Annotated in this window: 13 protein-coding genes; 3 read left to right on the top strand and 10 right to left on the bottom strand. The window is 37.8% G+C overall.

Annotation, left to right across the window (positions count from 1 at the left end):
* The first annotated feature begins 3 nt into the window (after positions 1–3).
* Entirely contained in the window at positions 4–345 is a 342-nt protein-coding gene (locus H0R92_RS03900; protein WP_432961394.1) for a hydrogenase maturation nickel metallochaperone HypA, read from the top strand.
* A 69-nt stretch (positions 346–414) separates the two neighbouring features.
* On the opposite strand, the gene H0R92_RS03895 is transcribed toward H0R92_RS03900, so the two are convergent.
* The 10 genes from H0R92_RS03895 to H0R92_RS03850 all read right to left on the bottom strand — a co-directional run bounded on the left by H0R92_RS03895 (position 415) and on the right by H0R92_RS03850 (position 11436).
* A complete protein-coding gene (locus tag H0R92_RS03895) occupies positions 415–1287 on the bottom strand; it encodes a biotin--[acetyl-CoA-carboxylase] ligase (RefSeq protein ID WP_432961392.1) in 873 nt (290 codons plus the stop codon).
* Complete coding sequence (locus tag H0R92_RS03890; protein ID WP_432961390.1) at positions 1280–1894, bottom strand: hypothetical protein; 615 nt, start codon at positions 1892–1894, stop codon at positions 1280–1282. The genes H0R92_RS03895 and H0R92_RS03890 overlap by 8 nt, the downstream gene beginning before the upstream one ends.
* 18 nt (positions 1895–1912) lie before the next feature.
* Positions 1913–2605 (bottom strand): 5'-methylthioadenosine/adenosylhomocysteine nucleosidase, encoded by a 693-nt coding sequence (locus tag H0R92_RS03885; protein ID WP_432961388.1) that lies wholly within the window; start codon positions 2603–2605, stop codon positions 1913–1915.
* A 335-nt stretch (positions 2606–2940) separates the two neighbouring features.
* Positions 2941–4425 carry a xylulokinase gene (gene xylB, locus H0R92_RS03880; protein ID WP_432961386.1) on the bottom strand — a complete coding sequence of 495 codons (1485 nt, stop codon included), beginning with the start codon at positions 4423–4425 and terminating at the stop codon, positions 2941–2943.
* A gap of 5 nt (positions 4426–4430) precedes the next feature.
* Complete coding sequence (gene xylB, locus H0R92_RS03875) at positions 4431–5912, bottom strand: xylulokinase (protein WP_432961384.1); 1482 nt, start codon at positions 5910–5912, stop codon at positions 4431–4433.
* Between the two features lie 44 nt (positions 5913–5956).
* Positions 5957–6757 carry an SDR family NAD(P)-dependent oxidoreductase gene (locus tag H0R92_RS03870; RefSeq protein ID WP_432961382.1) on the bottom strand — a complete coding sequence of 267 codons (801 nt, stop codon included), beginning with the start codon at positions 6755–6757 and terminating at the stop codon, positions 5957–5959.
* Between the two features lie 14 nt (positions 6758–6771).
* On the bottom strand, positions 6772–7806 hold the full coding sequence (locus H0R92_RS03865) for an NAD(P)-dependent alcohol dehydrogenase (RefSeq protein ID WP_432961380.1): 1035 nt from the start codon (positions 7804–7806) through the stop codon (positions 6772–6774).
* 61 nt (positions 7807–7867) lie between these two features.
* Positions 7868–8836 (bottom strand): sugar ABC transporter substrate-binding protein, encoded by a 969-nt coding sequence (locus H0R92_RS03860; RefSeq protein ID WP_432961378.1) that lies wholly within the window; start codon positions 8834–8836, stop codon positions 7868–7870.
* A gap of 103 nt (positions 8837–8939) precedes the next feature.
* On the bottom strand, positions 8940–9905 hold the full coding sequence (locus tag H0R92_RS03855) for an ABC transporter permease (RefSeq protein WP_432961376.1): 966 nt from the start codon (positions 9903–9905) through the stop codon (positions 8940–8942).
* Complete coding sequence (locus tag H0R92_RS03850) at positions 9871–11436, bottom strand: sugar ABC transporter ATP-binding protein (protein WP_432961374.1); 1566 nt, start codon at positions 11434–11436, stop codon at positions 9871–9873. The genes H0R92_RS03855 and H0R92_RS03850 overlap by 35 nt, the downstream gene beginning before the upstream one ends.
* Positions 11437–11601: 165 nt before the next feature.
* Here H0R92_RS03850 and H0R92_RS03845 point away from each other — a divergent pair, with 165 nt between their 5' ends.
* The gene (locus H0R92_RS03845; RefSeq protein WP_432961372.1) at positions 11602–12150 is read left to right on the top strand and encodes an SIS domain-containing protein; all 549 of its coding nucleotides are present in this window, start codon (positions 11602–11604) and stop codon (positions 12148–12150) included.
* Positions 12151–12235: 85 nt separating this feature from the next.
* Positions 12236–13003, top strand: coding sequence for a DeoR/GlpR family DNA-binding transcription regulator (locus H0R92_RS03840; RefSeq protein WP_432961370.1), 768 nt, complete (start codon positions 12236–12238; stop codon positions 13001–13003).

Raw genomic sequence — 13003 nt, 5'->3', positions numbered from 1 at the left:
TTTATGCATGAACTCGGTGTTGTATGTGAAGTTTTAAAAACCGTGCAAAAGATAGTCGAACAGGAAAAGGTCAGCAAAATAGAAAAAATCGTTTTGCAAGTCGGAGAACTGAGCGGTATTGTTCCGGCATATCTTGAAGAATGCTTCCCTGCCGCCGTATATAAAACCCCTTTTGAGGGCACAAAGCTTGAAATGGAAGTAATTCCGGGGGAAGTTAAATGCAAGGATTGCAGCGAAGTGTTTAACGGTTTAAAACATAATTTAAAATGTCCCAAATGCAAGGGCGAACACTTGGATGCTTTAAGCGGCAGGGAATTTATTATTAAAGAAATTCTCGCCTGTTAAAAAGCCTCCGCTCTTTGCCGCAAACGCCGCAGTGTTTTTGCACTCATTCCAAAAACACTGCGGCTGCGTTTACAGACGTAAACTGATTTCGCCGGAGAGCAATTCCCGTTGTTCTCCGGAAGAATTTTTCACGATTAAATGCGCGTTATCCGTAATTTCAAGAACTTCGGCCTCATATGTTTCTTGTGCCGACATGACAAAAACTTTTTTTCCGATTATAAAAGAGCGCTGACGATATTCGTTCATAACCTCAGAAGAACAACGTTTTCCCGAACAAATTTCAAAAACGTTTGAAATAAGGCGCGCCGCTAAAACGTTTCTGTCCAGAGATTGTATCTCTTTTTTACCGTCAATACTTATGGCTCCGGCAATATGCTTCAGTTCTTCGGGAAAACCGGCTTCGCTTTCATATACATTTATCCCGATACCGATAATCAACGCTTTACACTCTTGACCGGAAGAAAAAACACCTTCCGTTAAAATACCGCATACTTTTTTTTCGTTTACAAAGATGTCGTTTACCCATTTTATTTTTGCTTCTATGTCGAAGCTTTCAAGCGTTCGGCACACGGCAACTGCCGCAAACGACGTTATCAACGACAGGTTCTCAAGGGGGCTTCCCTGCCGTCCAAGTATATCGGCCGGCTCCGATTTCAAATAAAATTCAGGCATATATATGATACTTACGTATATACCGCTTTGCGCAGGTGAAAAAAAAGAGCGCCCCAAGCGGCCGCGGCCGGCAGTTTGCCGCTCTGCAAACAATACCTGTCCGTGAAGATTTTTTATGTCGGAGTTTTCCGAATCGCATCCCTGCAGCCGCCGTTTCGCTTCCGTACTTGTAGAATCTATCGTTTGAAACACTTCAATTTTTCCCCTGCATGCCGAAGCCGACTCGGATAACAAGGTTTCTATTTTTTGAGCGCTTAAAACATCAGCCATGTAAGGGGGCGCCTAAATGTGTACAAGAATCAACCGGCAGCGTACATAAAATTCCCGACCCCGGCTTTTCAAAACAAGAAAGCTTTTTTATTTCAGCTTCGATTAGGCCCGCTGCAGCCGTTTCGGAAATGATTAAAACAACTTCTTTTTCGGGAACAATTTGTATACCGAAAAAATTCATATCCGCTTCGGTTCCCGTCCCCCTTCCGTCTATTATCGTTCCGCCGGGTGCGCCGGCTTTGCGGGCTGCTTGCATAAGAAGTTCTCCGCAGCCGGAATTGACAATAGCACAAATAAGAGTATGTTTACTTTTTTTTGCCATACTAAGGTTCTCCGTTAAAACGGTAAACAGTATTCCGGTACAATCTTTATACCGGCTTACTTCTTTTTCCCATGTATTAAGGATAAGAGAAAGTGTTGCCTGCGAAGAAAAAAAAGCAATCACCGCCTTTTTAGTCGTTCCCAAGCCCAATCGCTGCAATAATAAAAGGCTTGCCGTTCCTTTGCCTGAAAGAACAAAGAACTGTCCGGTATGAAATGTCCCGGCCGCCGCAATAAAATTGTCCGCATAGTGTTCAGGGATAATTACAACTGCAAGTTTTTCCATAATTTATCCGCTTATATTTTACAATAAGCCGAACATATTGGCAACCAAAACGGCACTTATTTTAGCGGCTTTTTTTTCTTCATAAACTTCATCGGTGTTTTCAGCCATATCCGAAATACTGCGGATAATTACAAAAGGAACGGAACAAAGATAACATACTTGGGCAACGGCCGCGCCTTCCATTTCAACACAAGCGGGATTACACAAAGACCGTATGTCTTCCCGGCGGCCGGCCGTATTGACAAATACATCCCCGGAAGCAACCCGGCCTTCAACCAAGCGTACCGCCGGTTTTTCCGAGTACTTATTCCAGGCGTTTTTTGTGCACTCGATTAAAAAAGGATCCGCTTTAAAAGCAATTGTATTTACCCCCGGAACTTCACAGGGTTTATATCCGAACCCTGTCGCATCGACATCGTGGTGAACGGCATCTGAAGAAACAACAACATCAAAAACATGCAACCCGTCTTTTATACCGCCGGCAACCCCCGTATTGATAACATGCGTCACTGAAAAACAATGTATCAATAAAGCGGCGCACATAGCGGCATTCACTTTTCCGACACCGCTTTGAACGATAACCGCTTTTTTTCCGTTTATTAAACCTTCATAAAAAAAAAGGCCGTTTTTTTGTACGGTTTTAGCTTCCGTAAGAATTTCTTTTAGATACTCAACTTCGACAGCCATTGCGCCGATAACACCGATTTTCATTCCAAACCCTCTCATTTCTCTTTTTGCGCAAAAAAAGACAAAAAACAGCAATAAATGCAAAAAAGTATTGACATTTTTTTTATTGTTTTGTATATTTTATTCAGCAGCAACAATCATAAAAAGGGTCGCTTTTCCTCCTCCTTTGGCGGCCCTTTTTTCATTTTAAAGCAATTCGCATCTTTCTGCAAGGGTTGTTGTATCTCGGCATCATTAAAGCGCCTTTCGGAAAAACATGCGTGCAAAAGAGTGTTTCTGAGCAGCGCTTGTAATATAAAAAATCAAGATGCATTTATAGACAAAATTGTATATGTAGGGCAGGATAAAGCTTTTCTCCACTAAAAATCAAAATTTAGCTTTAATCTATCAACCAGCTTTGTAAAATTTTGGTAGATAGCAAAGTATGCTTCTCTATTTTCTTCATCTGGGTAAAAAAATTTCTCTTCAAGCTTTACAAATTTTGATACAGCATCGGACAAAGAGTAAAAGCTTTGGATACCCAAACCTGCAAGAATTGCTGCGCCAATGCCTGCTTGCTCACGCATTAAAGAACGTTTCATTGGTATACCCAAAATATCAACTATCATCTGCACCCAAAATTCACTTTGAGCACCGCCTCCTGTTATAATAATTTTTTTGGGAAGTTCCTTTTTTTGATTCAAATAAACAAAGACATCTTTTAGAGAAAAGCTTATCCCCTCCATTACCGCACGAATAAGATGAGAACGGGTATGTTTTGCCTTCAACCCCCAAAAAACACCACAAGAGTTTGCCATTAATCGAGGACATCTATCTCCTAGAAGATAAGGTAAAAAAAACAATTTATCACACCCAGGTAAAACGGAAGCAGCAAACATATCACTCTCCGAATAAGACGTCAAACCAAACAAATCTTTTACACACCAACGAAGGGCCGTTCCACAATTAGGCACAGCCCCCATAAGATACCAAGAATTAGGAAGAATATTATTAAAAGTGTGTGTTTTTAATTCGCTATCGTACCAAAACTTGTTAAGCTGAAAAAAGAATTGTCCTCCACTTCCTATTGTCAAAGTTCCTGTATCAACATCAACTATTCCATTTCCAAGAGCTTGTACAGGTTGATCTGCTCCACCAAAAACAACAGGCGTTCCCTTGATAAGATTTGTTTCTTTTGCTGCGAGAGTCGTCAACTCTCCCGCAACCGCAAACGATTTCCCAAATGATGGAAAAATTTTTTCATCCAGCCTCAGCGTTGTTATAAGTTCTTCGGACCATTTTGAATTCTTTACATCAAAAATAAGTGTTGATGCAGCATCTGTTATATCAGTTTCCATTTTTCCTGTTAGTTTAAACCGGATAAAATCTTTGGGCAATAGAATCTTATATATTCGTTTATATACATGAGGTTCTTTCCGCTGTATCCATAATAGCGAAGCAACAAAGAAACCCGGTAAAAGAGGATTCGCAACTAACTTCCCAAGCTGAATAGGAGAAAAAAGAGAATGTATGTACGATACCTCTTCTCTACTGCGTCTATCACACCAAATAATTGCATTTCGTAAAACAGCTCCTTTTTCATCAACACAAACCAAGCCATGCATTTGTCCAGACAACCCGATTCCATTAATTTGTGCAGGTTGTAATTTTGAATCTTGTAAAGCATTATATATTGCTTTACAAGAAGATGTCCACCATACCTCTGGATTTTGTTCAGCAAAATTTATGCGAGGATACTCTATGATATACTCACACTGCCCATGCCCCTTTATATTTCCTTGAGCATCTATAATTACAACTTTTACACTGGATGTTCCCAAATCAATACCAAGCAAGTAGTTCATTTCATTCACTTTAGTTTGTAAAAAAAATTTCGAGACTCTATATAGTCATTGTAAATATCTTCATATAAAAAAACATGTTCCTTTTTTGGTTTTATCTTCTGTTTTGTAAACCTGATATGTATATCACAAAGGGTAGAGAGTTCTTCTTCTTTACAAATATTCATTGCGAGGATTGCTGCTCCTAGCGCCCCTGCTTCTTTGTTTGCTGGAGAAACAAGCTCAACATTAAAAACATCCGAAATAATTTGTTGCCACGGCATACTATTGCTTCCGCCTCCAACTATGCTCATTTGATATAAATTAATTCCTTTCTTTTTTAAAAGGCTATATCCCCATTTTAAACAAAAAGCCACAGCTTCAGCACTTGCTCTTATAATATTATCCTGAGTAAAATTAGAACACGCAAGACCAGCGATGATCCCTTTCGCACACGGTAGCGGGGGCATTCTTTCGCCATTAAAAAAAGGAAAGATAGAAACACCATTCGCACCAGGTGTAGTTTTTTTTAATTTTCTATCAAACGTTTCTATATCAAGACCAAACAAAGACTGGACACATGTCGTTGTAGAAGTTGCATTCATAGTACAAATAGTTGGTATCCATGATTTTGAAAGCAAATTTTGTATCTGAACAATAGAGGGATACCTAACAGGCGTTTTATCTGTAAAAATACTTAAAACACCAGAGGTTCCTAAAGTTATTGTTCCTACGCCATTTTTGATGCATCCGGTTCCTATGGCCGCCGCCATATTGTCGCCACTACCGATTGATACTTTACATGTTTTCGAAAGACCATATTTCTTAGCAATTTCAGGACGTATGTAACCAATAGGAGCATCTTCTGAAAAAAGAGTTGGCAAAGCCGCTGTTAGAACACCAGAAGGATCAATAACATCAAGCATCTGTTGACTCCATTCTTTCTTTAAAACATTAAAAAATCCTGTTCCTGAAGCACTCCCAAAATCAGTACAAATGACACCAGTAAGGTAAAAATTGATAAAGTCCTTCGGATTCATCACATAAGCAATTTGTGAAAAAATTTGAGGTTTGTATCGCTTTAACCAAATCAATTTAGACGCTGTATAACCGACGGGTATTGCTGTGCCTATTTTTTTTATAACACCCGAAATTCCACCTGCTTGTTCTACTAAAATATCATTTTCTAGAGCCGTTGATGTATCATTCCATAACTTGGCATTATATAACACTGTTCTTTCTTTATCTAAAACAACTAGGCCGTGTTGTTGTCCAGAAACACCTATAGCAGATATTAGTTTTTTATTTTCATAAAATGATGCCAACGCTTTTTTCATTGCTATATCTAATGCTATTATCCACCATCGTGGCTCTTGCTCTCTCAAGCCGTCATTTTGTGAAATCAATTTATGTCGCGCACTGCCACTACTTACAATTTGTCGTTTTACCGCATCATAGATAATCACTTTTGTCCCTTGTGTTCCGCAGTCGATTCCAATAAAAAAACTCATATACACCTTCTACCAAATATTTATCTTAAAAAAATTCTGTTTTTTCAACTTATTCCTCTCATCGCACCACCATCAACATGAAAATTTGTTCCAAGACAATATGATGCTTTTGATGAAGCTAAGAAAACATAAAAAGCGGCAATTTCATCTACAGACGCATACCGAGCTATAGGAGTCATTGATTTTGCAATCTTTTCAAAATATTGCTCCTCTGTTATTCCTTCTTTTTTACTCAGAATTCCTGCTGTTTTGTACCAATCTGGTGTAAGAACAAGTCCCGGAGAAACAGCCATCACTCGAATGTTGTGTTTTATCAATTCCTCTGCAAGACATTTCGTATACATATTTAGAGCTGCTTTTGTTACATTATAAATAGGTTCGTAGTAAAGCGGTTGTGTTGCACACAATGATACCGTATTTATAATAACACCCTCACTGTGTGTCTTTCCCATAAGAGGAACACACAAGCGACACATTCTCACAGCTGCCATTACGTGTAAATCCCAGTAGTAGTACCATTTTTCATCAGGAGCCTCCATATTTGTTTCTTCGGACCCAGACCCTGCATTATTTATTAAGATATCAATACTACCTACTTTATCTTTTATAAATTCAAAAAGACGCACTATGCTTTCTTGTTTGGTTACATCACATGGTACTCCCCAAACATCGTTTGTGTTATATTCTTTTTGCAAATTAAGAACAACTTCTTTAAGACGTTTCGAATCTCTTGCACAAATTACAACCTTTGCCGCTTCCGCCAAAAAGTTTTTCGCAACCCCTAATCCAATCCCAACAGAACCACCTGTTATCAAAACAACGCGATCCTTTAAACCTAAATCCATAAAACCCTCCTTTGTCAAGGCAGCTCTATCATTACTTTTACAATTTCTGGATGTCCTGCCGCCGCAAATTCATATGCTTGTATAGCCTCTTCAAAAGAGAAAGTTTTGCTAATAAGAGGTTTTATATCTATTTTACCAGCATTTACCAAAGCAACCGCTCTTTCAAATTCATTTGTATATCTAAATAAAGTTTCAATACTTAAACCGCGTACTTGTATCCAAGGAACATTCATTTTAACAACTCCGTTCATCATTCCCACCAAAACGACTTTTCCGCCTCGTTTGGTGGCTTTAAAGAACTCTGGGTACACACAAGGATTTCCAGAAGCTTCAAACACACGGTCACACCCTCTTCCTTTTGTTTCTTTCATTATAAATTTAATCAAATCCGTTTGTTCAGCATTTATGGGAACAATGTTTGCGTATTTTGCAGCAATATTAAGTTTTTCTTGCTTAACATCAGAAATAAAAACTTTCGCACACCCTCCTGCAAGAGCCGCAAGAGCAACCATTATTCCAATTGTACCACACCCAACAACAAGTGCGACATCTCCTGGTTCAATACATGCTTTTTTAGCAGCTTCAAGTCCGGTTGCTAGCGGTTCCATCATCGCTCCTTCTGCTGCTGACATTCCTTTTGGTAATTTAAAACAAAAACGGGCGGGATGTACAACGGTTTCTCGCAAACATCCGTGTATAGGAGGTGTTGCCCAAAACTTTATATCTGGATCAAGATGATAATTCCCTTCCAGCACTTCTGAAGCATGCATATCAGGAATACCTGGCTCCATACATACTAAATCACCAATTTCTACATTAGTAACATTATCACCTTTTTCAACAACAACCCCGGCAGCCTCGTGTCCAAGAATCATTGGTTCTTTAACAACAAAATCTCCTATAGCTCCTTCTGTATAATAATGAACATCACTTCCACATATCCCACAAGCTTTCACTTTTATTCTCACATCATAAGGTCCCATGCTTTCTTTAATAGAAAATTCTCTTAACCTGAGTTTTTTGATTGATTCAAGAACTAATGCTTTCATAATTTCTCCTTAATATTACCGCTATAAAACCTGAACGACTTTTTTATAGCGGTGTATATTTTTATTTCAGCGACCCTGCAGCTTTATGAGCTGCAATCAAATCGTCCACATTATCTTTGGTGATAAGAGGACAATCTATATCCGTGTTGACAAGATTTTTAACATTCCCTGTTAAGATTTTATCAGCAAGTTCCATATTTTTTGTAGCCAGAGCATATGCATTTTGAAAAGACGTCGATGTCATTCTTCCTTCTTTTATCAACAATGCTGCCTCCGCCGTGCCATCAACACCATATGCCAACAAGTTTTTATATTTTGTATTTCCTTTCACGACTTCGAGCGCGCCAGCACACATATTATCATTCATCGAAATAATAACATCAATTTGGTCATTTGCTTGTACCCAATCTTCCATATGGTTCATAGCCTCGTCTTTGTTCCAGTTTGCAATTTGTTCGCCAACAATCTTTACATCAGTTCTCTTATCAAAAAATTCCTGTTGCCACGCCTTTCTACGTGCTGTTGAATGCATGTTTCCAGCAGGTCCATTAAGAACAACAACCTTTGCGTTTTTTGGGACTTGCTTGGCTGCCAAACGTGCATTAACAGCCCCTTGTTCATAAGGATCTGCATCAACGCTGTTAACACCCGACAAACCAAGAATTCGTGGATTAGTTAAAATAACAGGAATTCCTGCTGTGATAATTTTGTACACATACGGAGTTTGTGCCTCGCCGTTGTTTGGTTGCAAAATGATAAGATCATATTTATTTGTTATACTGTTCTCAATTAACATATTAACCTTAGCATCATTAGCCTCTCCGTCCATAACATCAAGCTTAATATAAGGATATTTTTTTGCTTCAGTTTTAATTGAATTTGCCAACCAAGCAGCAAAGGAATCCCCCTGTGCTCTCGCAATATACACAACTCTTTTTTTCTCCGAACCTGAATCTGCTTTACCATTAGCAAAAACAAGACCGCCTGCCAACAGCGTCGCTAGAATCAGCAGCGTTAATCTTTTTTTCATCGCTTCTTCCTCCTTTAAGTTTTTATACCATTCGTAATTTCATAACAGAAAGCTCGTTCCGCACTTTCTGAAAAATTGTTGCAGGATCAGGTCTTATCGTTTTTTATCGTTTGAGCTCCTTTGGACTTAATCTTTTGTTTTTTGCAATCGTATCCATAATTACCGCAAGAGCAATAATTATACCCCTGATAATTTGTTGTAAATAAGAATTTATTCCTAGCAAATTCATTATATTATTGAGAAAACCAACAATAAACGCACCTGCAAGAGTTCCAGTTGCTGTTCCTATACCTCCAGAAAAACTTGTTCCACCAATAATAGTTGCAGTCATCGCCTCAAATTCATACCCTGCAGCAGCATTTGGCAAACCTGCATTTACGCGTGACATAAACAAAACGCCGGCTAACCCAACAAGAAACCCATTAATAATAAAACAAAAAAATTTTGTTTTTGCAACTTTAATTCCGGAAGCGTTTGCTGCTTCGGCATTCCCTCCAATAGCATATAAAGACCTACCAAAACGAGTATGATTAAGAATATACCACGTTAAAAGGAGCATTAAGCCCATAAAAATAATAGGTATTGGAACATAAAAGAGAGAACCCTGTCCAAAAAAAATGTATTTGTCTATTTGATAGATGTTTTGCCCCATAGTAAATAAAAGCGCCCCCCCACGAGCGATTTGTGTTAATGCTAACGTTGCAATAAAGGGTGGCATTTTATAAACACTTACAAACACTCCGCTTAGAAAATTACATATTACACCTACCAATATTCCAATACAAAAAGCAAAAAACAAAGAACCTGTTGTCTTAAAAACAGAAACAGAAACAACCCCGGAAAGAGCTAATACTGCTCCAGAAGAAAGGTCTATCAAACCACTAATAATAAGCATCGTTTCACCAAAAGCCAATATTGTTGTAACAGAAATTTGTCGCATTATGTTTGTCAGATTTGAAACAGTAAAAAAATTTTCATTCAGCACAGAACTCACAACCAGCATTATAATGAGAATCACAAAAATACTATATTTTCTAAAGCCGCCTACTATCCTTTTTGATATTTTCATATAAAACCCCTTTTGTCGTTTTTTGCCCTGTTGCATACTTCATGATTAATTCTTGTGAGAAATCTTTCCGTTCAACCAAACCAGTAATACAACCATCTGTCATAACATAAATTCTGTCACACATACCTATTAATTCTGGCATCTCAGAAGAAACCATAATAATACCTTTGTGTTTTTGCTGAACAATTTGAGACATAAATTTATAAATTTCATATTTTGCTCCGACATCAATACCTCGCGTAGGTTCATCTAAAATAAGTACAGAGGGATCTTTTAGCAACCATTTACCTAATACTACTTTTTGTTGATTGCCCCCGCTTAAATGAGCTACTATACTATCAAGCCCCGGTGTCTTTATTTTTAATAACGCACATTTCTCTTTTACTATCTTTTCTTCAATTTTTTTATGACATTTTCCTCTGAAAATAAATTTTTCTAAGTTGGGCAACCCTATATTTTCTTTAACACTCCTTACTAATACAAGACCATAACGACGACGGTCTTCTGTACACATAGCTATACCATTTTGAATGCTATCAGATACATTGCGAACAACTATTTTCTTTCCAGAACATTCTATTGTTCCAGAATCTATTGGATCAAAACCACAAATTGCACGCATGACCTCCGTTCTTCCCGCGCCAACCAGACCAGCAAACCCTACTATTTCCCCTTCATTAAGAGAAAACGAAATATCATAAAAAAAACCTTTACGCGTTAAATGATTTATCGACAGTAATCTTTTTCCTGGTGGTGTTACTTTTTTCGGATAATCGTTTGAAAGCGTTCGTCCCACCATTTGCGTTATAACTTCATCTATAGATAAATCAGATACTGGTTTTGAGCACACTGTTTTTCCGTCTCTGAAAATTGTTATCCGATCAGCAATTTTAAATATCTCATCCATTTTGTGTGAAATATAAATTATACTTTTTCCTCGTTTTTTTAGTTCTAAAACTTTCTGTAACAAAATTTCTGTTTCGTGAAGCGCTAGCGACGACGTTGGTTCATCCATTATAAGAACCTGAAACCCTTTTGAAATAGCCTTTACAATTTCCAACATTTGAATATCTGAAATTGATAAGTCACGCAACTTCGTATAAACACCGTGTTTAAACTTAATCTGCGCAAGCAAATTTTCTTTCTGAAGTAAGATTTTGGTCTTTTCATATATTTGTTTCCAATTGACTTGCCTAAGAGCATTCACTGGCCAATCACCCAAAAATAAATTTTCTGCTATATCCATCTCTGGAACATATGCACATTCTTGAAAAATCATAGAGATTCCATAATAACGAGCATCAAGAGGGGATTTTATTTCAACAGGACTTCCTTCTATGAGAATTTCTCCTTCATCAGTATGATAAATACCATTTAAAATTTTCATTAATGTTGTTTTCCCCGCCCCGTTCTCACCACAAAGAACATGAACTTCTCCTTTTCGGATCTCAAAATTCACTTTATCTAAAGCCTTTACACCAGGGAAGAACTTTGATATATTTCTTAATTCAAGATAATAATCTCCTGACATTATTCACACCCTTAAAATGTTTATAGTTTACCAACACCTTGAATTATAAGTGCTGAATTTCAATATGTCAAGAAAAATGTTTAAAAACACACAAAAACCTTGTTTTTCTTGACAAAAAAGCACAAAAAAGCGATAATGATGTTAAAGTACAAACAAAGGAATAAAATGGACATAAAAAAAGAAAGTATCGACATAATAAACGAAATAGCTTTTTGTATGGAAAAAATCGATACGGCGCGACTAAATTTACTTTTAGAAAAAATCAAACAAGCTCGGCGGGTGTTTTTTGTCGGAACGGGCAGGTCCCGCATAATGCTTTCCGCTTTTTGTATGCGTTTAAATCACTTAGGCATCGAATCTTATATAGCAGGCAACATCCCCTGCCCCCCGGCGGAAAAGGGCGATCTTATTATCGCCGCATCGGGTTCGGGGGAAACTCCGTCGGTTGTCGCTATTTTAAAACGGCTTAAAAAGCTTGATCTTGACATATTTTTATTCACCGCATCGGAGACAATAAAAGAAGGAGATTTTGCTTCTACCGTCTTAAAAATAAACGCGCCCTCTGCATTGATAAACGAACAAAAAAACAGCAAACAATTGATGCGAACACTGTTTGAACAAACCGTCTTTATTATCGGAGAAACGCTTATTTTTTGTCTGACGGCATCTATGCCCGAACAGGAAATCGTCAGCCGGCACACAAACCTTGAATAAACCGAAACGGCGATTTTGCAGAAAAAGTTATCAAACCTCCGTATCCGATAATGCAATTCTGCGATAAATGTGTTATAGTTTTACAATGAAAAGACTAAACGAACGACAAAAAAAAGAACTCGACCTCGCAAGAAATTCTCATTTTTTGACTGTAAAGCAGCTCTCCCGTTTGCTCGATGTTTCGGAAATGACAATCAGAAGAGATGTGTCTTTTCTCGCTCAAAACGGATATATTTCAAAAGTATACGGCGGAATTGTCGCGGTAAAACCACGAGAAGAAAACAATTACATTGTATCGGAGGAAATGAAAAAAAACAAAGAGCTTAAACAAAAAATTGCACAAAAAGCGGTTACCCTTATACATTCTAATGATGTGATTTTTTTTGACTCCGGCACAACCGTACAGCTTTTAGCGGAAGCTCTTCCTACAGATTTTGTCTGTACGGCAATTTCGTCCAGCTTTAACACATTAAACGTGCTGGCAAAAATTACAAACAGCACAATAATTACTCCGGGCGGAGTTCTTGCACAAAAGCCGAAAGTTTTTTATGACCAAGATTCTATTAAAGCTATAAAAAGATACCGCGCACATATTGCATTTATAGGAGCCACCGGTTATGAACTTGAAATGGGGCCTACCTGTGCCTACATTGAAGACTCTCCTTTAAAGCGTGCAATTATGGAATCAAGTAAAAAAAAGGTGCTTCTTATCGATTCAAGTAAATTCGGCGTTGTAAGTGCATGCTCTTTTGCTAAAATCGGCGATTTTACCACCGTTATTACGGATTCGGGAATTCCGGCAGAATATATTGAACAAATTCAAACAAATAAAACGGAGCTTATTATCGTTTAA

It is taken from the genome of Treponema sp. OMZ 840, assembly GCF_050937815.1.
Lineage (GTDB): Bacteria > Spirochaetota > Spirochaetia > Treponematales > Treponemataceae > Treponema_C.
The sequence above is the reverse complement of the archived record's forward strand: the minus strand, read 5'-3'. Positions and strand labels throughout refer to the sequence as shown.

Coding starts and splice junctions, on each gene's coding strand:
- xylB (WP_432961384.1), bottom strand. CDS start 5,912: ATGAGTTTTTTTATTGGAATCGACTGCGGAACACAAGGGACAAAAGTG.
- xylB (WP_432961386.1), bottom strand. CDS start 4,425: ATGAACTACTTGCTTGGTATTGATTTGGGAACATCCAGTGTAAAAGTT.
- H0R92_RS03895 (WP_432961392.1), bottom strand. CDS start 1,287: ATGGCTGATGTTTTAAGCGCTCAAAAAATAGAAACCTTGTTATCCGAG.
- H0R92_RS03860 (WP_432961378.1), bottom strand. CDS start 8,836: ATGAAAAAAAGATTAACGCTGCTGATTCTAGCGACGCTGTTGGCAGGC.
- H0R92_RS03845 (WP_432961372.1), top strand. CDS start 11,602: ATGGACATAAAAAAAGAAAGTATCGACATAATAAACGAAATAGCTTTT.
- H0R92_RS03855 (WP_432961376.1), bottom strand. CDS start 9,905: ATGAAAATATCAAAAAGGATAGTAGGCGGCTTTAGAAAATATAGTATT.
- H0R92_RS03840 (WP_432961370.1), top strand. CDS start 12,236: ATGAAAAGACTAAACGAACGACAAAAAAAAGAACTCGACCTCGCAAGA.
- H0R92_RS03890 (WP_432961390.1), bottom strand. CDS start 1,894: ATGGAAAAACTTGCAGTTGTAATTATCCCTGAACACTATGCGGACAAT.
- H0R92_RS03900 (WP_432961394.1), top strand. CDS start 4: ATGCATGAACTCGGTGTTGTATGTGAAGTTTTAAAAACCGTGCAAAAG.
- H0R92_RS03850 (WP_432961374.1), bottom strand. CDS start 11,436: ATGTCAGGAGATTATTATCTTGAATTAAGAAATATATCAAAGTTCTTC.
- H0R92_RS03865 (WP_432961380.1), bottom strand. CDS start 7,806: ATGAAAGCATTAGTTCTTGAATCAATCAAAAAACTCAGGTTAAGAGAA.
- H0R92_RS03870 (WP_432961382.1), bottom strand. CDS start 6,757: ATGGATTTAGGTTTAAAGGATCGCGTTGTTTTGATAACAGGTGGTTCT.
- H0R92_RS03885 (WP_432961388.1), bottom strand. CDS start 2,605: ATGAAAATCGGTGTTATCGGCGCAATGGCTGTCGAAGTTGAGTATCTA.